We start from the raw sequence: 19,523 nt of genomic DNA on the forward strand, positions 1-19,523 counted from the left end.
GTGGGGGCCAATCAGGCGTGCCAGGCCTCGGCGAGCAGTTCGTGGCTGCGGATGCGGTCATCGAGGTCCCAGGCTTCGGACATGAGCATCAGCTCGTCGGCCCGGGTGCGCTCGGCCAGCTCGGCCAGTCCCTTGCGGACGGTAGCTGGCGAGCCGACGTGGGACTCGCGCAGCATAGACCCGCCGGCCGCGCGCTCGGCCGGCGTCCAAATCGCGTCGATGTCATCCACGGGCGGCAGGAACTGCATGTTCCCGCGTATCAGGGTGAGGAAGCGGCGCTGCATGGAGGTGAAGACGCGGCGCGCCTTCTCGTCCGTCTCGGCGACCACCGCACCGGCCGCGACGATCGCGTACGGCTTGTCCAGTACGGCCGAGGGGCAGCAATTCGAGCGGTAGGTGTCGAGCGCGAGCAGCAGCTGGTCCGGGGCGAAGTGCGAGGCGAAGACGTAGGGCAGGCCCTCCTGGGCGGCCAGGGCGGCACCGAAGGTGGAGGAGCCGAGGATGAAGACCGGCACCTGGGAGCCCTGCCCGGGAATCGCCCGTACCCGCTGGGTCGGCCGGGCGGGGCCGAGGTGGTCGCGTACCTGGGTCTGCGCGGGGTGCCTCTGCTGATCGTCGGCGACAAGGCGGTCAACGGCGCGGTCCCCACCGAGGCACTCATGGAGATCCTCCAGCGGCATGCCGCCGAAGTCCCCAACGGAGCCACCTGCGAGGACGGGGCGTGCTCCCTGTGACCAGCCTCTCGGAGATCAAGTCGGTGGGGGTCGTGGGCGGTTCCCTGGGCGGCCTGTTCCAGGCGGTCGCCCTCGCCGAACTCGGCCTCGCCGTCACCGTCTGGGAGCGGTCCTCGGGCCGCCCCGACGACCACGGCGCGGGCATCGTGCTCCAGCCGAGCGTCGCATGGTTTCTGAACATGTTCTGCGGCATCGACCCGGACCATGTCAGCGTCCCGGTCACCCACCGGCAGTTCTTCGCCCCGGACGGACGCAGCCACCAAACGCTCATGCGACAGCGGATGATCTCCTGGGGTGCCATCTACAAACCCCTACGGGACCGGCTCGAGGGTGCGCGGTACCGCGACGGGCAGCAGGTAGACGCGCTCACGCCCCACTCCGACGGCGTCGACGTTCATGTCGGTGAGACCGCCCATCCCGTCGACCTGGCGATCATCGCGGACGGCTCCGCCTCCCGCCATCGCGGCCTCGTCTCACCCGACGACACTCCGCGCTACGCCGGATACGTCGCATACCGCGGGGTGATCGACGAGGCCGAACTCCCCGAGGAGCTGAGCACAGTCTTCCGTGACCGGTTCAGTTTCTACGACGGGGACCGCACGCAGTTCCTGTGCTACTTCATCCCTGGCGACTTCGGTGCGACCGAGCCCGGAAAGCGCCGTATGAACTGGGTGTGGTACGTGCGGGCCGAGGCGGGCGGCCTCGACCGCATCACCACCGACCGTAACGGCACAGCCCACGGACTGTCCCTGCCGCCGGGACTGATCGCACCGCAGGCCCACACTGAACTCCTGGACCGGGCGCGGAGGTTGCTGCCTCAGCCCCTGCGCGAGCTGGTCGAGCACACCCGCGAGCCGTTCGCGCAGGCGATCCTCGACGGCCAGGTCTCCCGGATGCGCAAGGACCGGACGCTGCTGACCGGGGACGCCGCGTTCGTCGTACGGCCGCACACCGCCGCCAGCGCGGAGAAGGCGGCCGCCGACGCCATCGCCCTGTTCACCGCCCTGCAGCAGATCCCGTCGGTGGATGCCGCCTTGGAGGCATGGGAGAGGGACCGGCTGGCCGAGGGAGCCGCCCTCTACCGGCATGGCGTCGGCCTGGGACAGCGTCTGGGACTCAACGGCCCCGGGGCCGCACCCGTCACCGGCCCAGCCGGATAAGTGCGGGCTGAGGAGTATCCATGACGGCCACGGCAGATCCCACACCTGTTTCCCTGGCTCAGTGCTGGCATGTCCTGTCCCGACTGCACGGGCTGATCAAATCCTGCATCGAACGAGCACTGCAGGACATGCACGGGCTGAGTGCACGCGAGTACCTGCTCCTTGACGTCCTGAGCCGCCAGCGTGACGGCGCAGGCGGCCACCTCCCGATGCGACACGTCGCCGACGCGGTCACACTCAGCCAGAGCGCCACATCGCGCCTGGTCACGCGACTCGAGGACCACGGACTGCTGCAGCGCCACCCATGCCCCGCCGACCGGCGCCGCATCCACACAAATGTCACCAAGGGGGGCCTCAGGCTCCTGACAGCGGCACTTCCGACGTACAACGCGGCCCTGAGGCACGCTTACGACGACGCCGTCAGGCAGCCAGAACTGGCGCCGCGCCTGGAGCCGCACAGCAAAGGCATGACCTGGGGAACGACGTCAGCGCCCTATCTTGCGCCGGAGCACCGCGGCCTCGTGGCACAGGACGGATCCGGAGGTTCTCGCGGCTGACAAGCACCCAGCAGCGCCGGCCAGTCCGCCCCTGGCAGGAGCCCAAGAACAGCAGCCGCGAGCCGTCCCATGTTCCATGCAACAGGGACGTTGTCAAACACTGTGGGCACAGCCATGGCGAGCGGTGTTTTCATGCCGCAACGTTTGACTCAATGCCGGATACCAACTTCAGGAGGCGGCGGCATTGAGCACCAACGTCAGTAGCCACGTCTCGTCTGAAGGAATTCGAGAAGGCCATACCTTCCCGCTGCCGCATATCCGCGAGGGTGTCGCCATCGCCCGCCGCCGTGCAGCCGCACTGCTGCGGGAATGGAGGACGGCTCCAGGGGTCGTCGAAGATGTCCTGCTCGTCGTTTCCGAGCTTGCCACCAACGCGGTTGTCCACGCCTTGGCCCCGGCCACACTGAAGCTGTCCCTGACCCTGATCGACGACCGGCCCGGCATCCGCGTCGAGGTCACCGACCAGGGGCCGGCTCTCGCCCTCCAGCCCGACGATTGGGCGGCCGATGAGCACGGCCGCGGGAATCTGATCGTCGAGGCGCTGGCGGCCCGCTACACCAGGCTCGAGTTCCCCGGCGGGACGATCTGCCGTGCAGACCTGCTGCTCTGAGTTTGCCCCTGTCGGGGACCCTGAAGAGTTTCGGCAGGGGCTGAGCGCCCGATCATGTGAACGGCCCCAGAGCGCGATCGCATCACGGCGACATCGTCGAGGATCGCAGCGGTGGCGGTTCCACGTCCGCCGCGGCGCCTTTGAACTGAACCCGGCCATGCCGACCGACAGCGTAGCTCGGCACAGCCACCGCACCGCCAAGTTCGGGAGCTGAGAACGTTCGCTGCAGCTCGGCCACAGCACCGTGCTGGCCAGCGTCCACGGCGCACACTTCGAGATTCGGCTGCGATACGAGGCCGGCTTGTGGAAGTTCGACCGGCTGCGGCGCTGTTCTTCGCCCGGGCACGAGACGACCGCTGCGCGCATTGACTTCGGCGCCCTGTGACTGCGGTCCACCACTGACCGCCGCGACGCCTGCGTCCGCGGCCGACGCTATCGGCTCCTGCCGCGGACGGCCGCCTGCGGTGGCGGACGGCGTTGAGGATCGGGTCAGACCTTGGCGGAGTGGTTCTGTGGACCGGCCAGGGCTCCGTCACAGTGGTCGGGGCCGTCCTGCCGGGAGGAGGCATCACCCGGTCCAGGGCGGGCGAAACGACGCCACAGGAGCATGATCCCGACGGCAGTCAGGACGGCCACAGCCACAGCAGGACCACCAAGGGTCAGAATCCGCTGGAGCGAGGTCGCGGCAGCGTATCCTACGCCGGCTTCGGCGATGGCCCACAGTACGGCCGCAGCGACGCTGTACGGCGCGATGCGCCGGTAGGGCAGACGCGTGGCGCCCGCGAAGTGAGGGGCGAGGGTACGCACGACGGGAAGAAAGCGGGCGAAGAAGATCGCCCTTCCGCCGTGCCGCGTCATCAGCGTCTCTGCTCGCCGCCAGGCGGCACCGGGGATACGGCGGCCCAGAGTGCCCGTCCGCAATTGAGTGCCGAGGACTCTGCCGGTGCTGTGAGCGAGAAGGTCACCCGCCACGACGGCGACGACAGCGACGACCACCACGAGGAGAAGGCTGATGTGACCGGTGCGGGCCAGCGCCCCGGCGGTGAGCATCAGGGTGAGCGTCGGGATGAAGGCACCGACCAGCAGAATCGACTCGGCCAGGACAGCCGCTGCCACGACTGTGTATGCCAAGGCAGGGGGGAGGTGTTCGAGGATGTCCGATATCGCGTTCACCGCTGCGTTCCGTCCTGGCAGCGCTGTTGGTCCTGCGCGGGAACGAGCGGCCCTCGCAGGTGCCAGGCGTAGGCGGGGGGCAGGTTGGCCCAGACTGTCCACCGGCCGGTGGCATACCGGCGCTGATAGCCCTTCATCACCTCGTCCACCGCCGCATGTCGCTGTGCCTCCGCCCGCGACGCGGTCAGCGCGCGTGCCCTGCGCGTCCCCAGGTACGCGAAGTACGTCAGCGTGCCACCGGGATGCAGCAGTTCCATGAGCCGAGACATGATCTGGTCGACCTGGTCCGGGGTGAAGTTCGTCAGCGGCAGCCCCGAGACGATCACGTCGTACCGCTCGTCGGTCTTGAGGTCTTCCAACAGCGTCTGATGCACCGTCACCTGTGTGGGCTGACCCGCCAGGTCCGGATGAGCATCGACCAGATGCTGCAGTCGGTCGGCGAACCGCGGGTTGGCCTCCACGATGTCCAGGCGGCTGCCCCGCGGCAGCTGGGGTATCAGAGCACGCGTGACCGCACCGGTCCCTGCACCCACTTCCAGCACCGAAAGCGGCAGGGGGCCTTGGGCCCGTACGGGCTCGGTCAGTGCCCGGGCGAGTGCCTTGCCGCTGGGGGCTATCGCGCCGGTGGTCCGCAGATCGCGGGCCGCTTCGGCCAGGAACATCCAGCCCTCGCTTTGGCGAGGCATCGGGGCGCGGTTGTCAGAGGTGGTCCGATCGCTCATGATTCGACGCTAGAAAACGCTCTCAGCTATCGGATCCGTCATTCTGCGATGCCAACCCCCTACGAAAGTCGAAGGTGGACATGGCTGATGGTCCAGGGGAAGCCCGCCTCGGTCTGCCTAGGATGAGCAGCGTGAGCAGGAACAAGGGCCGCAGATGGACTGCCTACGGGCGGGTGGGTCTGGTGGTTCTGTGCGTACTGGCCGCGCCGCTGAACACGGCGTCGGTCGACGACGGCTCCTATCTCGTCCCTGTGACCGTCGCGGCCGTTCTGAGCGGGGCGTCTCTGCTGGTGCCCCGGTTCCGGTGGCCCGTCGCTCCCCTCGTGGTGACCGCCGCCACGGCGTGGTGGGGGATGCCGCTCCTTGCGCTGATGGTGGTCGCGCTGTTCAGCCTGGCCGCGGACCGCCGTGCGTGGGCGGCGGTGGGTTGTGCTGTGGCCGCGCTGAGTATCAACCTCCTCAGCTACGAATCCACCTCGCTGTGGGGCGCACAGAACTACGCTGCCACCCTGCTGCTGCCCAGCCTGACCATCGTCGTCGGTCTGTGGCTGGGCAATCGGCGACGTCTGCTGGAGGCCCTGGCCGCCGATGTCGTACATCTGCAGGTCGAGGCGGGCCTCCGTGAGGAGGCGGCACGTGCCGCGGAGCGGTCCCGGATCGCAGCGGAGATGCACGATGTGCTCGCCCACCGGCTGAGCCTGATCGCCCTGCACACGGGTGTTCTCACCACCCGGAGCGACGCGCTGCCCGCACCGGTGGTCGAGCGCCTCGATCTGCTGCGCGGCACATCCGTCGAGGCCCTGGCCGACCTGCGTGACGTCCTCGGCGCCCTGCACGAGACAGGCGACGCCGGCTGTGGGCTCACACCCGTCATGAGACATGTGCAGGAACTGGTGGACGAGGCCCGCGCCGCCGGGCAGGATATCGAGCTGATCGTGGAAGGGCTTCCCGAACAGGCTCCCACCACTCACCGTCTGGCCGCCTACCGCCTCGTCCAGGAAGCGCTGACCAACGCGCGCAAACACGCCGACGGAGCCCGGGTCACCGTGCGTGTCGCCTACCCACCCCCGGTCACTGTCGTGGAGGTCACCAACTCCCCCGGCACTTCCCGCACGGACAGCACCGGCTCCGGCTACGGCCTCGTCGGACTGCGTGAACGCGTCACCGCTCTCGGCGGTCACCTCGCCGCCGGACCGGCTGGTGCCGGCTCCTGGCGCCTGACCGCTCGTATCCCCCACCCCACCAGCACCGCATAGAACGGCACTCGCACATGATCCGAGCCATGATCGTCGACGACGACGCCCTCGTCCGCCTCGGCCTGGCCGACCTGCTCGAGACGGACGACGGCATCAGCGTGGTCGCCCAGGCTGCTGATGGCCTCCAGGCGGTCGAGCAGGCCACCGCTCACCGCATCGACGTCGCTCTCGTCGACGTGCGCATGCCGCATATGGACGGCATCACCGCAACGACAAGGCTCCGCGCGCTCCCCCACCCCCCGAAGGTGATCACCCTGACCACTTTCGATCTCGACGAATACGTCTACAACGCCCTCGCCGCCGGCGCCGACGGATTCCTGCTCAAGGACACCGATCCCACCGAGATCCTGCGCGCCGTCCATCTGGTCGCCGGCGGTTCGGCCATGCTCCACCCCACCGCGGCCCGCCGCCTCATCGATCGCTACCACGCCACCACCACGCCCCAGACCACCACCGCCAAGTCCCTGCTTGACCGCCTCACCCCTCGCGAGCGCGATGTGCTCGCCCTCCTCGCCCAGGGCGACACCAACGCCGACATCGCGGCCCGCCTCTCCATGCGCGAAAGCACCGTCAAGGCCCACGTCAGCCGCATACTGACCGCCCTGGAAGTCACCAACCGCGTCCAGGCCGCCCTCCTGGCCCGGGACGCAGGACTCACCGGCTGACGACTGAGACATTCCCCAGTGCGCGTGTCACGGGGTGATGGCGAAGACACGGGCCGGATAGCCGGACCCTCCTTCCGGTTTGGGAAAGGAAGCAACGACGATGGCGCCGGCCTCGGCCACCTCCCCCAGGCCGCGCAGGAACTCGATCTGGTATCTGCCCTGTCCCAGGATGTAGGCCTCGGCCGGGTACTTCTGCTCGGCCCCGATCATTCCGGGATCGGTGTCCGCCGTGTCATGGCCGCATGCCACGATGTTCCGCTGGATGCACAGGAACCGCAGTGCCTCCACACTCCAGCCCGGAGTGTGACTCACGCCGTCCGCGTCGCGGTTGGCGAACGCGTCCGGATCAGGCCAGCGGTCGGACCAGCCTGTACGCAGGGCCACGAATGCGCCTTCCGGAATGCGGCCGTGGCGGCGCTCCCACGCTTCCACGTCGGAAACCGTGAACACGAAGTCGGCACTTGACTCCACCTGTTCCGTGACATCGAACACGACCAGGGGTGCGATCATTTCGCGAACGTCGATCTCGTCCACGCTCCGGCCGTCCTGCACGAAGTGAACGGGAGCGTCGACATGGGTCCCCCACTGTCCGACGTGACTGTATCCATGAGCCAGGAATCCGTCTTCCACGTGATCACGAACTGCCGTCCGGATCTCGTCCGGGAACAGAGAGGAATGAGGTATCCCCGGATGGAAAGAATGAGTGAGGTCGACAAATCGATGGCCGACGAGCCTGTCGTACACGTCCCAAAGACGGTAACGGCCGGAGGTAGTCATCCAGCACACCTTTCGGAGGAGTTGTTTCTGTCCTGCGCGGGAATGAGTTCGCTTCACGGAACGAGGATCTGACGGATACTCAATAAGCGGTGCAGGAACCGTTGTCACCGGCCTCGTCGAGCGCGTCGGCGCGGCTTGATCCAGTTTCGACACACGCCCCGGTCATCAGCCGAAGGTCAGTGCCGGGGTTTCGTACCGGTCTCCGCTTCAAGCCTCGCGCCCATTGCCTTTGACACCTGATGGCGGTACGAACTGCGTGCCCGGCCCCCACCACGGCAGACCCGGCCGGCGCCCGATCGGAGGCGATCCGTGTCACGACAGCGTCCACGACCTCGTCAACTCGACTCCCCACTGCTGCCGAAAATCTTCAAGTACATGGCCAGGAACCAGGTATGGGTCTACCGGCGCACCCGCGGCCGACTGGGCGGAAAGTGGCGCGTCGCAGCCGGCTTCCGCAAGCCCGTACCCACCCTCCTCCTCGATCACCGGGGCAGAAAGTCCGGCAGGCTCTACACCACGCCGCTGCTCTATATGACCGATGGAGCGGACACCGTCGTCGTAGCCTCCCAGGGCGGACTCCCCAAGCACCCTCAGTGGTACCTCAACCTGTGTGCCCACCCGGACACCCACATACAGATCCGCGCCGCCCGGCGGCCGGTCCACGCCCGCACCGCAGATCCGCAGGAGCGCGCCCGGCTGTGGCCGCTGCTGCTGGATGTCTACGCCGATTTCGAGCTGTACCAGTCGTGGGCCGACCGCGAGATACCTGTCGTGGTCCTGCACCCTCGCTCCACCGGATGACGCGCCCCGGGCCCCGCACGGCCGATCGGTAGCCGTTCCGGGGACCGGGGACGACGCCTGCCCACAGATGCCGTCTCTGAAGTGCCGTCCTGGCATTGGCACTTCAGGTGACGAAGACCGTGCTGACCAGCGTGGCGTACACGGCAGTTCCGGCGAGCACGCTGACCAGGGCGCTTCGACGCCACAGGTGGATGCCGACGGTGACGGCGAGAGCGAGCGCGGCGGGCACGGCGGCCGTGACCGTGGCGTGTGTGTCCCGCAGGCAGTAGACCAGCAGAATCACCATGACGCCGGCCGGCATGCGACCACGGAGGTAGTGGACGACCGAGCTGGATCGCAAGGGCCCCAGCACCGTGAAGGGCAGTGCGCGCAGGCCCCAGGTGACGGCCACCGTGACGGCGACGGCGGCCAGAACGTAGCGGACGTCAGGCATGGCGGCCCTTCCGGCACAGTACGGCCCGATGCATCAGTAGGGCACCTGTGAACAGTACGAACCCGGCGAGCAGCATCTGGCCAGGGAAGACGACGCGGGCGACCAGCGCGCTGATCAGGGCCAGGCCGGGGGTGGTCATGTCGTGCCGGGCGTCGCGCACGGCGTCGACGGCCAGCACGGTGAAGAGCGCGGTCAACGCGAAGTCCAGCCCTCGCACTCCGGCCGGTATCAGCGAGCCGAGGAGGGCACCGAGCGTGGCACTGGCCGCCCAGTAGAAGTGGAGATACCCCTGCAGCCACAGGATCCGGCGCCCCGACCACGAACGTGCCTGCCGTGCCGTGGCGAGCGCGAACGCCTCGTCGCACAGGCTGAAGGTCCCGTAGGCCTTGCCCAGGAATCCCTGAATCCGGTCGAGCGGAAACGAGAGCGTGTAGAAGACGTGCCGGATGTTCACCAGGAGTGCCGTCAGCCCGATGGTGGCCAGCGGAGCGACAGCTGCCACCAGACCGATCAGCAGGAACTCGAAGGAACCGGCGAAGATCAGGGCGGCGAAGAGGCTCGCGCACCACCAAGCGAGTCCGGACTGCACGACCAATGCCCCGAACGCAATGCCCAGCGGCAGGAAGCCCAGTCCTACGGAGGCCGAGTCCTTGAGCGCGGCCAGCGCCACGCGCCGCTCGGGATCGGTACAGGGTTCCTGGGGCTGAGCCAGGGATATCTCCATGGGAGAAACAATAGAAGAAATGCGATGGAATATGATTTCCAAATGTTCCGGTACATTGAGGCCATGGGTAACAAAAATGCTCTTGACCCGATCGATCGCGCAATTTTGTTTCAACTCGAGCAGGACGGTCGGCTCAGCAACATAGAGCTGGCCAGACGGGTCGGCCTGACCCCGCCACCGTGTCTGAGGCGCGTCAGACGGCTTGAGGAGGCCGGTGTCATCACCGGATACCGCGCCGTGATCGATCAGCCGAGCGTGGGTCGGGCTCTGGAGGTCCTCGTCGACGTCGAGGTCCGTGCCACCGACGGCAATACGGTGGAGGAGTTCGAGAAGACCGTCGCCTCCTGGGACGAGGTCACTGAGGTCCGCCGGTTCTTCGACCGTCCCGACTACTTCCTGCGTGTCCGCGTGCAGGACCATGCCGCATACGAGTCCTTCCTCACCCGCAAACTCTGCGGACTCCCGACAGTCCTGCGCGTGGTCTCGCATCTCACCATGAAGACGATCAAGAACACGTCGCCGTAGCGCAACTTCCGAGGTCCGGTCATCCCGTCACCGGGAGTCAGGCAGCAGCCGTGTCCGGCGCTGGATCCGTCGTTGTGCCACGCATACCCCCTACGAAGGTAGAGGGTGAGCATCACCCATGGTCGGACGGAACGAGAGGGGAGTCTGCCTAGGATCGTGACGGTGGACAGGAACACGATCTCAAGGTGGTCAGCGGCTCTCGGGCGCGCTGCAATCGTGGCGTTCTTTGTGGTGATCGCCGTCATCAACGGTGCGTCGGTCAACGGCCGTGGCCAGTACCTGACCCCGGTCATCGCTTCGGCGGTGGTGTGCGGTACGGCCCTGCTTGTGCCAGGGCTGCGCGGGCGTGTCGCACCACTTCTGGTGACAGCAGGCACCGCGTGGTGGGGATGGCTCACACTGCCGCTGCTGGCAGTCGCCCTGTTCGACCTGGCTGTGCGCCGCCGGATGCGGATGGCGGCGGGCTGCGCCGCCGTCGCACTGACCGCCAACCTGCTCGGCCATCCGGCAACCCGGATCTGGGCAGGCCAAGGGTACGTGTCCGGACTGTTCGTGTTGTCCTTTGCCTACGTCACCGGACTGTGGCTCGGCAATCGCCGTCGCCTGATGCGGGCGATGGAGTCCGAGATGGAGCATCTGCGCGTCGAGACGGGGTTGCGCGAAGAAGCGGCGCGTGCCACGGAGCGATCCCGTATCGCCGCGGAGATGCACGATGTCCTCGCGCACCGGCTCAGCCTCATCGCCCTGCACACCGGTGTGCTGGCCACGAAGAGCCACACAGTACCCGCGCCGGTCGCCGAGCGACTCGGTTTGCTGCGCACCACATCCACCCAGGCACTGACCGACCTGCGCGACGTACTCGGTGCTCTGCACACGTCCGGCACCGCAGAGGCGTCTGCCGCGCTGGTTCCTGTCGTGCGAGATGTGCAGGAACTGGTGGATGAAGCCCGCGCCGCCGGCCAGCGCGTCGGAAAGATGACCCACGGCCGCCCCGAACAGGCTCCCACCGCCCACCGTCTGGCGGTGTACCGCATCGTCCAGGAAACCCTGACCAACACCCGCAAGCACGCCGACGGCGCGTTCGTGACCGTACGTGTCGATTACCGGCCGCCTGCCACGCTGGTAGAGGTCACCAACACGGCCGGTGCGCTCGGAGAAGTCGACTCCGTCCGCTCTGGCTATGGGCTCGTCGGGCTGAGGGAACGCGTCACCACCCTCGGCGGTCACCTCAATGCCGGACCAGCCGGCGCCGGTGCCTGGCGGGTCTCGGCTCGCATCCCTCACCGCGCCGACGCAGGGCAGAACGGCAGCACCTCCACATGATCCGTGTCGCGATCGGCGACGCCGCAGTCCGCCCAGGCGATCCGCCGTATCTCCCACTTTCGTAGGGGGCGACCGTCGCACAAGGACTGATCCGCGGGAAGGGACGGGTCCCTAGCATCGCGGCTATGAACGACTGGACGACCTCACACGCACGTGTCCTGGCGCAGCGTCAGGCCGAGGGCTGGATGTTTCTGATCGATACCGCCCGCGACCTGCGGACCGCCTGGTCCACTTCTCAAAACAAGACCATCGCCCGTGTGCTGACCAGTCCCGTGGCAGTGCTGTCATCCCGTCCTCTGACGGTCCTGTTCACGAGCGCTGCCCCAGGCGCCGTGGGCCGCATGCTGATAGCCCGGCTGCCACGCGACAGTCGTCTGGACATCGACGAAGCCCACCCGAGTGCCGTCAAGCAGCTGCACGCCCTCCTGGCCGCCCGCCCGGATCTAACGGTCGGACTACGGCAGGTGAAGACGCACCGAACGTGTGGCGGTGAACTCGACACCACGCAGCGCTACGACGTGATCGTCGCCGGACGGCCGCTACGCGCCCTCGCTCCCCTCCAGGCCGAGCGCACGATGAGCCGGTATATGGAACTGCTGAACCCCGGTGGCATTTTGAGCTACTCCGCCCATCCCGGCATGCCCATGATCCGTGCGTTGTTCGCGTCGAAGTCCAGAAGACGTCAACGTGCCGCTGTGGACGAGGTCATGGCCGCTTACCGGGGCAGCTACGCCACCGGCCGGCGGACCGTGCGGGCCGGCCTGCGCCCAGCCCATGTCTGGCATCTGCAACGCCCACCCGTCGTCTCCGACCGCCAGCAGGACCGCCAGGGCGGAGTGATGCGGTGAACACCGTGACCGACTCCGTCACCCCGCAGACATCGCCCGAGGCACCGCGCCCTGGGCTGCCGCGTGTGGTGCGCGGCCCACGGCCCGATGCCGTGCCGGCCCTGATCGCCAGGGCCTGCGTGTTCGTGGGGCTGTCAGACGTACTGGCCGGTGTCTTCCCACGTTTCCGGCTCAGCCGGATGCATGCGATTGCGGAAGTGCTGCCGGGCGCGCTCGGACCGTTCGCGGCCGCGCTCTCGCTCAGCGCCGGCCTGCTGTTGCTCCTCCTCGCGCACGGCCTGCGTCGTCGTAAGCGCAGAGCCTGGCGAGCGGCCGTGGCATTGCTTGCGGTCGGCACCGTGTCGCAATTCGCCCACCGGCACTCCGTGTTCGGGATGCTCCTCTCGCTGGCTCTGCTGGCTCTGCTGATCCGCCACCGACGCGAGTTCGCGGCGCTGCCCGACCCGCGCAGCAGGTGGCGCGCGCTGGCCAACTTCGTCCTCATGGGCACCGGTTCCCTCGCCCTCGGCCTGGTCATCGTCAGCGTCCACGGCCAACAGATCGTCGGCGACCCGAGCCTGGCCGACCGCATCGCACACGTCATCTACGGCCTGTTCGGCTTCGAGGGCCCCATCGCCTACACCGGCCGTGCCTCTTCGACCGTCGCCTTCTCCCTGGGCGCCCTCGGCCTGCTGACGGCGGTCACGACGATCTACCTGGCCTTCCGGCCCGAGCACCCGGCCGCGCGCCTGACGGAGGAGGACGAGGCACGCCTGCGTGCGCTGCTGGAGAAGCACGGCCGCCGCGACTCCCTCGGCCACTTCGCGCTGCGCCGCGACAAGGCGGTCGTCTTCTCGCCCAGCGGCAAGGCGGCGGTGACGTACCGGGTCGTGTCCGGCGTGATGCTCGCCAGCGGTGACCCCATCGGCGACGTCGAGGCCTGGCCGGGCGCCATCGAGCGGTTCATGGACGAGGCCAAGGCCCACTCCTGGACGCCGGCCGTCATGGGCTGCTCGGAGACGGGCGGCGAGGTGTGGGCCCGCGAGACCGGCCTCGACGCCCTGGAACTGGGCGACGAGGCGGTGGTGGACATAGCGGATTTCTCCCTCGCCGGCCGCGCGATGCGCAACGTGCGCCAGATGGTCAAGCGCATCGAGCGCGCCGGTTACGAAACCCGGGTACGACGTGTACGTGACCTCGGTGAGGCGGAGCTGGAGCGGATCCGAGACGCCGCCGAGGACTGGCGCGGCACCGACACCGAGCGCGGGTTCTCCATGGCGCTCGGCCGCATCGGCGACCCCTCCGACGGCGACTGCCTCATCGCCACCGCCCACAAGGCGGACGACCAGCCCGGGAAGTACGGCGACCTGAAGGCGATCCTGCACTTCGTCCCCTGGGGCGAGGACGGCGCCTCCCTGGACCTGATGCGCCGCGACCGTTCGGCCGACCCCGGCATGAACGAACTCCTCATCGTGGCTGCCCTCCAGGCGGCACCGAAATTCGGCATCACGCGCGTGTCGCTCAACTTCGCGATGTTCCGCTCGGCACTCGCGCGTGGCGAGAAGCTCGGCGCGGGCCCGGTGCTGCGCGCCTGGCGCGGACTGCTGGTCTTCCTCTCCCGCTGGTTCCAGATCGAGTCCCTGTACAAGTTCAACGCGAAGTTCCAGCCCCGCTGGGAACCCCGCTTCGTCGTCTACCGCGCATCGGCCGACCTGCCGCGCATCGGCTTCGCCGCCATGCAGGCAGAGGGCTTCGTCAACTTCGCCCTCCTGCGCCGCACCGCGTCGGCACGCGCGTGCACTCACGACCTCCTAGATGACGGCGGGCGCGCCGGCTGAAGAAGAACTGTGCCACCGAACAGTCTTGCCATGAACGGTTGTGGCCGGCCACGGCTCAGAAGTGCCGGGTGATGTCGTGGATGGCAAGTGCCGCACGCAGGGTGGTCAGGTCGCCGACTCTGGTGAGGGAGACGCCGAGCAGACCCTCGATGCGCTTGACGCGCAGGCCGACAGTGTTGGGATGGATGAACAGGGCCTCAGCGGTGGCGTTGGTGTTCAGGTCATGGGTCAGATATGTGCGCAGAGTGGCGACAAGGTCACTGCTGCGACGTCGGTCGTAGTCACGCAGCGGGCCGATCCAGCGTTCGGCGAGGACACCCATGTGCTGCGGGTCGACGTCCGCCAGCAGCATGCCGATCATGCCCGCCGACGCCACCGTGAGGATGTCTTCGTCGGGCGCGTACGGGACGAGCCGCAGCAGGCCGAGGGCAAGGCGGAAGGCGCCGGGCAGTTGGTCGGGCGTCGGGCACGTCTCACTGACCGCGACGCGCACGCCGCATTCCATGGCCTGGGCTGCAACACTGCGGATGTGCCGGGCGAAGTCCTCCACCCCCTGCGGGTCGGCCGCCGGAGCGACAACCACAATTGCGCCGTCGCGCAGGGCGAGCAGTGGTCTGGGCCTGGGGCGGGCCAGGTCGAGGGACTGGACCAGGCGCAGCAAGTGGGCGGTACCGCCTGCTGGTTCCCCGCCCCGTTCGGACTCCTCATGGCACACGGCCAGGACGCGCTGCGGCAGCCGCAAGTCGCTGCCGAGCCGGTCGGCGCGCGCGATCAACGCGTCAAGGTCGGTAAAGGTCCCGCCCGCCAGTTCCGCGACCAAGTCGCCCCTGAGCTGCCACTGTGCATCGGTGACCGCCCGGCGACGCAGCATCTCCAGGCCGAGGACCACGGCGGCCTGCTCGACGGCACGCAGGTGGAGGTCTTCCTTTTCGGTCCCCCCGGCCAGCCAGAGCACGCCGAGCGTCTCCTCTCCGACCCGGACCGGCCCGGCGAGCAGGCCGGGGAAGGACTCGGAGGACACCACCGGGGCGGCATGCGCGAGGAGGTCGAGCAATGAGTCGGCACCGTGCTCCGGGAGCCGGGAGAGCCAATCGGGCGGGCGCACCGAGACCCCGGCGCGAGGCACGGCGGCCAGGGTCTGCCCGGAGAGGTCCTGGACGGCGACGGCCCGGTCCGTGATCTCGGCCAGGGCGGTCGCGATGTCGGTGATACCGCCACCGCGCCGGGCGACGCCGATGAACCGGTCGTGGATGGCGGCGTGCTGGCTGAGCAGTTCGTTCAGGGAGCTGAGTTCGCGTACCCGGCGGCGGTCACGCTCCAGCTGGGCGCTGGTCTCCAGGGCGATGCCGGCATGGCTGGCGAGGATCTGCAGCAGTTCCAGGCCACCAGGTCCGAGGCGGCGCGGATCGCCGCCGTAGACGTTCATGGTGCCGACCGTCTCGCCCTGGTTTCGCAGCGGGACAGCTGCCATGGAGTAGTGGCCGTGTTCCTGGGCGGCCTTGGCCCACGGGCCGTAGGAGGGGTCGTGGGCGATGTCCTCGATGATGACGGGCGTGTCCTCGACGAAGGCCCGCCGTGACGGGCTGCCGACGAAGGTGCCCTCGGGCGCCAGCAGCAGCGGTGACTCCTCGTTCACCAACCGCAGGTAGCTCTCACTCAACCCCCAGGAGCCCTCGATCCGCAGGACCGTGCGGTCATTGTCGGCCAGCAGCACAGCCGCGCTCTCATAGCCCAGCAGTGTGCAGGCGGCCTGGGCGATCTGCTGGAGCAGGGCGGGCAGGTCCCGCTGCTGGTTCACCGCGATGGCCAGCTCATCGATGGCGCTCATCCAGCGCAGGAGATCCGGAGGGGTGGAGATCGGAGACGACGACATTGCTGGCTCCTCACATGCGAGCTGTGCTGCTGCCTACGATAACGGCAATTTACTGTGTTCTCACACATGTATGGAGCGGCACGCGCGGAGTCACGATGTTGTCCACCACCCCCGGGCGAGAGGAATCCACGGTGGACAGCTACGAGGGACTGCGCGCCGCAGTGGTCGGCGGATCCATAGGAGGGCTGACGAGCGCACTGCTGCTGCGCGAGTTGGGCTTTACCGTCGATATCTACGAGCGCACACCGGCACTTCTGGAGAACCGCGGCGGCGGCATCGTGCTCCAGCCCACCACCATGAAGTGGTTCGGTGAACGCAGTGCCCGCCGCATCGAAGAGCTCAGTACGGTGACCCGCCGGGTACGCCACCTGGGCACGAGCAACGAGGTGCTGCACGAGGACCCGGTCGAGTGGCGCTACTCGTCCTGGGGGACGATCTACCGCGCGCTGCTCCAGGACTTCGGTACCGACCGCTACCACCTGGGTGAGTTCTGCGCGGGCTTCGACCAGGACGCCGACAGCGTGACGCTGCGGTTCGTCTCCGGCCGGACCGAGACCGCCGACCTGGTGGTCTTCGCCGACGGCATCACCTCCACCGCCCGCAAGCGGCTCTTCCCCGATCTGCAGCGCGAGTACTCCGGATACGTGGGCTGGCGTGGCACCGTCCCGGAGGGCGAGGTGAGCGAGGAGACGCGGAGGCTGCTGGGCGGGGCACTGACGTACAGCGTGGCCCGGGACACGCACATCGTCCTGTACCCGATTCCCGGCCTGGACGGGGGCATCGAGGAGGGGCACCGGCTGCTCAACTACGTCTGGTACCGAAACGTCCAGGCCGGCCCCGTGCTCGATGAACTCACCACCGACCTGCGGGGCTTCGAGTGCCCTGTGTCTGTCCACCCCGGCCAGGTGCAGCAGCGGTTCGTCGACGAACTGCGTGCGACTGCCGAGGAGTTGCTGGCACCGGCGGCGGCCGAGACGGTCGTACGGACCCAACAGCCTTACCTGCAGGTCGTGTTCGACACCCGTATCCCCGCGATGGCCGAGGGCCGGGTGGCGATCATCGGCGACGCCGCCTTCGCCGCCCGCCCGCACGCCGCCGCCGGCACGGCCAAGGCCGCCGACGACGCCTGGACCCTCCACGAGCACCTGCTCGCGGCCGGCGGCGACATCCCCACCGCCCTCAAGCGCTGGGAACCGGCCCAGCTGCAGTTGGGCAACCAACTGATCGACCGCGTCGCGCAGATGGGACACCGCTCCCAGGTCGCGAACACCTGGACCCCGGGCGACCCGGACCTGCGATTCGGCCTCTACGGGCCCGGCATCTGACGCCCGGTACCACTGCACCAGCATTCAACAAAGGAGTTGGACATGAAGGCACTCGTCTACGACGGCCCGGGGAAGATCGAATACCGGGATCACCCGATGCCGGCGCTGATCGAGAACACCGACCTCCTCATGCGTGTCACGCACTCCACGATCTGCGGGACCGACTCGCACATCATCAAGGGCGGCGTGCCTACGGTGAAGCCGGGTACCGTTCTCGGCCACGAGGCCACCGGGGTGGTGGAGGAGGTCGGTTCCTCCGTGACGAACGTCCAGCCTGGCGACCGGATCCTTGCGGCTTGTGTCAGCGCCTGCGGCTACTGCCGCTTCTGCACGACGGGCATGTACGGCCAGTGCGTGCACGGCGGCTGGGCGCTCGGCCACACCATCGACGGCGTACAGGCCGAGTACGCCCGCATCCCCTTCGCCCGCAACTCCGTCTACAAGATCCCCGACGCGCTCACCGACGAGCAGGTGCTGTTCCTCACCGACATCCTCGCCACCGGCTACGAGGTCGGCGTCCTCAACGGCCAGGTACGCCCCGGCGATACGGTCGTCATCATCGGCGCCGGACCCGTCGGTCTGTCCGCCACCGCGACCGCCAAGCTCTTCTCCCCCCGCAACATCGTCGTCGTCGAACGCACCCCCGCCCGCCGCGAGATGGCCCTCAAGCTGGGCGCCACCCACGCCGTCGGCGAGGACGAGGTCCACGACCTCGTCGGCAAGTTGACCGACGGCTACGGCGCCGACGTCACCATCGAGGCCGTCGGCTTCCCGGACGCCTTCGAACTCGCCGCCGACCTGGTCCGCTCCGGCGGCCGCATCGCCAACATCGGCGTCCACGAAGGCCCGGCCACCCTCCACCTCGAAAAGCTCTGGGCCAAGCAGATCACCATCACCACCGGCATCCCGTCCGGCTTGACCATCCCCCAGCTGATGAACTCAATCGCCACCGGCGCACTCGACGCCACCCAGCTCATCAGCCACCGTCTCCCCCTCGATGAGACGATGCAGGGCTATGACGTGTTCACCCGCAGCGCCGAGACAGGGGCCCTGAAGGTGGTCCTCACCAACAACTGAAAACCCGTTACCGCCATCAAGCCGGGTCCGTGCCTCCCCTACGGGCTCGGCTTGATGGCGTCGCATCACGGCTCGGCGTCGGGATGACGCCGTCGGTCACCTCCCGATCTGTTTCTGCGGCACCCGCCACAAAGTTCATGAACGTTCTCCTGCTCGTGCGCCGCAGGTGTGCGCCGGCGCCGGACACCGATATTCGTCGCCGGAGGAGTTGTTCAGACACTCCTCCCATGGGCTGAACAATTGCCTGACCTGCACTGGCGGAATCGTTCACAGGCCCGTTACCGTGCCGTCGCCCATGCGTCAGCGCGGCGGCGAGGTGTTGCGTGACCCGCTCTGGCCGCACGGCGCCGGTGCGGGTGCCGCGGCTTGGGCAGGTCCCGTCCTGACACCGTCCGTCGCGGCTCATGGAGAGCCGCAAGCGATCTGAGAAATGAGTGGTCACCGCCCCATCCGTGACGGAGGGCTCCACCCTTTATCGTCGGTGATGGCAGAGTCCGCGAGGCCAGGGAGCCGTGCGATGTCGATCACCGTGTCGCAGCCGCGAGGTCGCGAATCGGAGGCAGGCGTTTCCGTTCGAGATCGGTGCTCGCGCCGCGGTGCGCGGTCTCGGTGATTTCGATCCCGCGTACAGACAGCTGCTCGACGGGCTGGTGACAACGGTCACCCGGGGGCAGGGGGCGGCCCGGCCTCACGCCGGTGTGGTTCGACTACGAGGATGACAGGGTCCTGCTCAACCTGGCGTCGCACCGAAAGCAGGTGGCATGACTGCGCAGCACTCCGACGGCGTCGTTTCTGCTGATGAACCCTCACGACGCCCATCACTGGCTGGGCATCAAGGCCACGGTCGTCCGGGAGATCTCCGAGGACGACCCGGTCGAGGGAGCGCGCGTGAGCGCACAGCTGGACCGGTTGCGGGCCAAGTACGGCTGCAGTCGGGGCGCCTGCCCGCCGTGTGAGTCGGGCCGCGACGAACGCCGTGTGCTGTTCGAGCTGCGCTTCGATTCCGTGGCCGCCTTCGGCCAGCCCTGAGAGGGCCTTAAGTCCGTTTCTGGTAGCGGCCTCGTCCCGGCTGGGTGAGGAAGCCCTGGCGAGTGAGGCGTCCGAGGCGGCTGCGGGTGATGTT

General features: G+C 68.2%; 20 protein-coding genes and 2 pseudogenes. 15 read left to right on the forward strand and 7 right to left on the reverse strand.

Features of this window, described 5'->3' with window-relative positions:
• Positions 1–11 precede the first annotated feature (11 nt).
• Positions 12–572 (reverse strand): annotated as a pseudogene (locus ACZ69M_RS49515) (MsnO8 family LLM class oxidoreductase); the annotation flags it as partial.
• On the opposite strand from ACZ69M_RS49515, the gene ACZ69M_RS49520 reads away from it, so the two are divergent.
• From ACZ69M_RS49520 to ACZ69M_RS49535, 4 genes are all read left to right on the forward strand, one after another.
• The gene (locus tag ACZ69M_RS49520) at positions 573–734 is read left to right on the forward strand and encodes a hypothetical protein (protein ID WP_470060298.1); all 162 of its coding nucleotides are present in this window, start codon (positions 573–575) and stop codon (positions 732–734) included.
• The gene (locus ACZ69M_RS49525; protein WP_470060279.1) at positions 722–1,894 is read left to right on the forward strand and encodes an FAD binding domain-containing protein; all 1,173 of its coding nucleotides are present in this window, start codon (positions 722–724) and stop codon (positions 1,892–1,894) included. Before ACZ69M_RS49520 ends, ACZ69M_RS49525 begins: the two co-directional genes overlap by 13 nt.
• Positions 1,895–1,914: 20 nt before the next feature.
• The gene (locus tag ACZ69M_RS49530; RefSeq protein WP_470060280.1) at positions 1,915–2,451 is read left to right on the forward strand and encodes a MarR family winged helix-turn-helix transcriptional regulator; all 537 of its coding nucleotides are present in this window, start codon (positions 1,915–1,917) and stop codon (positions 2,449–2,451) included.
• 184 nt (positions 2,452–2,635) lie between these two features.
• A complete protein-coding gene (locus ACZ69M_RS49535) occupies positions 2,636–3,061 on the forward strand; it encodes an ATP-binding protein (protein WP_470060281.1) in 426 nt (141 codons plus the stop codon).
• 489 nt (positions 3,062–3,550) lie between these two features.
• Here ACZ69M_RS49535 and ACZ69M_RS49540 read toward each other — a convergent pair whose 3' ends face one another.
• Both ACZ69M_RS49540 and ACZ69M_RS49545 read right to left on the reverse strand, forming a co-directional pair.
• Entirely contained in the window at positions 3,551–4,177 is a 627-nt protein-coding gene (locus ACZ69M_RS49540; protein WP_470060282.1) for a DedA family protein, read from the reverse strand.
• Positions 4,178–4,230: 53 nt separating this feature from the next.
• Positions 4,231–4,956: a class I SAM-dependent methyltransferase gene (locus ACZ69M_RS49545; protein ID WP_470060283.1), complete on the reverse strand. Its 726-nt coding sequence runs from the start codon at positions 4,954–4,956 to the stop codon at positions 4,231–4,233.
• A gap of 131 nt (positions 4,957–5,087) precedes the next feature.
• Here ACZ69M_RS49545 and ACZ69M_RS49550 point away from each other — a divergent pair, with 131 nt between their 5' ends.
• Entirely contained in the window at positions 5,088–6,212 is a 1,125-nt protein-coding gene (locus tag ACZ69M_RS49550) for a sensor histidine kinase (RefSeq protein ID WP_470060284.1), read from the forward strand.
• A 14-nt stretch (positions 6,213–6,226) separates the two neighbouring features.
• Positions 6,227–6,877: a response regulator gene (locus ACZ69M_RS49555; RefSeq protein ID WP_470060285.1), complete on the forward strand. Its 651-nt coding sequence runs from the start codon at positions 6,227–6,229 to the stop codon at positions 6,875–6,877.
• Between the two features lie 27 nt (positions 6,878–6,904).
• Here the strand turns inward: ACZ69M_RS49555 and ACZ69M_RS49560 are convergent, their stop codons facing one another.
• Positions 6,905–7,654: a cyclase family protein gene (locus tag ACZ69M_RS49560; RefSeq protein WP_470060286.1), complete on the reverse strand. Its 750-nt coding sequence runs from the start codon at positions 7,652–7,654 to the stop codon at positions 6,905–6,907.
• Between the two features lie 375 nt (positions 7,655–8,029).
• Between ACZ69M_RS49560 and ACZ69M_RS49565 the strand changes: the two genes are divergently transcribed.
• On the forward strand, positions 8,030–8,455 hold the full coding sequence (locus ACZ69M_RS49565; RefSeq protein WP_470060287.1) for a nitroreductase family deazaflavin-dependent oxidoreductase: 426 nt from the start codon (positions 8,030–8,032) through the stop codon (positions 8,453–8,455).
• Positions 8,456–8,558: 103 nt separating this feature from the next.
• Here the strand turns inward: ACZ69M_RS49565 and ACZ69M_RS49570 are convergent, their stop codons facing one another.
• Together ACZ69M_RS49570 and ACZ69M_RS49575 are read right to left on the reverse strand one after the other, a co-directional pair.
• Positions 8,559–8,888 carry a branched-chain amino acid transporter permease gene (locus ACZ69M_RS49570; protein WP_470060288.1) on the reverse strand — a complete coding sequence of 110 codons (330 nt, stop codon included), beginning with the start codon at positions 8,886–8,888 and terminating at the stop codon, positions 8,559–8,561.
• Complete coding sequence (locus ACZ69M_RS49575; protein WP_470060289.1) at positions 8,881–9,612, reverse strand: AzlC family ABC transporter permease; 732 nt, start codon at positions 9,610–9,612, stop codon at positions 8,881–8,883. Before ACZ69M_RS49575 ends, ACZ69M_RS49570 begins: the two co-directional genes overlap by 8 nt.
• A 63-nt stretch (positions 9,613–9,675) precedes the next feature.
• Here ACZ69M_RS49575 and ACZ69M_RS49580 point away from each other — a divergent pair.
• The 5 genes and pseudogenes from ACZ69M_RS49580 to ACZ69M_RS49600 form a co-directional block, all read left to right on the forward strand.
• A pseudogene (locus ACZ69M_RS49580) lies at positions 9,676–9,825 on the forward strand (Lrp/AsnC family transcriptional regulator); the annotation flags it as partial.
• Between the two features lie 24 nt (positions 9,826–9,849).
• Positions 9,850–10,137 (forward strand): Lrp/AsnC family transcriptional regulator, encoded by a 288-nt coding sequence (locus tag ACZ69M_RS49585; RefSeq protein WP_470060296.1) that lies wholly within the window; start codon positions 9,850–9,852, stop codon positions 10,135–10,137.
• Positions 10,138–10,353: 216 nt separating this feature from the next.
• On the forward strand, positions 10,354–11,460 hold the full coding sequence (locus tag ACZ69M_RS49590) for a sensor histidine kinase (protein WP_470060290.1): 1,107 nt from the start codon (positions 10,354–10,356) through the stop codon (positions 11,458–11,460).
• Between the two features lie 125 nt (positions 11,461–11,585).
• Positions 11,586–12,308 carry a translation initiation factor IF-2 gene (locus ACZ69M_RS49595; protein ID WP_470060291.1) on the forward strand — a complete coding sequence of 241 codons (723 nt, stop codon included), beginning with the start codon at positions 11,586–11,588 and terminating at the stop codon, positions 12,306–12,308.
• A 5-nt stretch (positions 12,309–12,313) separates the two neighbouring features.
• Positions 12,314–14,125, forward strand: coding sequence for a phosphatidylglycerol lysyltransferase domain-containing protein (locus ACZ69M_RS49600; RefSeq protein WP_470060297.1), 1,812 nt, complete (start codon positions 12,314–12,316; stop codon positions 14,123–14,125).
• A 55-nt stretch (positions 14,126–14,180) separates the two neighbouring features.
• On the opposite strand, the gene ACZ69M_RS49605 is transcribed toward ACZ69M_RS49600, so the two are convergent.
• A complete protein-coding gene (locus ACZ69M_RS49605) occupies positions 14,181–15,998 on the reverse strand; it encodes a helix-turn-helix domain-containing protein (RefSeq protein ID WP_470060292.1) in 1,818 nt (605 codons plus the stop codon).
• A gap of 131 nt (positions 15,999–16,129) precedes the next feature.
• Between ACZ69M_RS49605 and ACZ69M_RS49610 the strand changes: the two genes are divergently transcribed.
• From ACZ69M_RS49610 to ACZ69M_RS49620, 3 genes are all read left to right on the forward strand, one after another.
• Positions 16,130–17,323, forward strand: coding sequence for an FAD binding domain-containing protein (locus ACZ69M_RS49610; RefSeq protein WP_470060293.1), 1,194 nt, complete (start codon positions 16,130–16,132; stop codon positions 17,321–17,323).
• 42 nt (positions 17,324–17,365) lie between these two features.
• Entirely contained in the window at positions 17,366–18,400 is a 1,035-nt protein-coding gene (locus ACZ69M_RS49615; RefSeq protein ID WP_470060294.1) for an alcohol dehydrogenase catalytic domain-containing protein, read from the forward strand.
• A 798-nt stretch (positions 18,401–19,198) separates the two neighbouring features.
• A complete protein-coding gene (locus ACZ69M_RS49620; protein WP_470060295.1) occupies positions 19,199–19,429 on the forward strand; it encodes a hypothetical protein in 231 nt (76 codons plus the stop codon).
• Positions 19,430–19,523: the final 94 nt, after the last annotated feature.

The sequence above is a fragment of the Streptomyces sp. NPDC107454 genome (assembly GCF_055582885.1).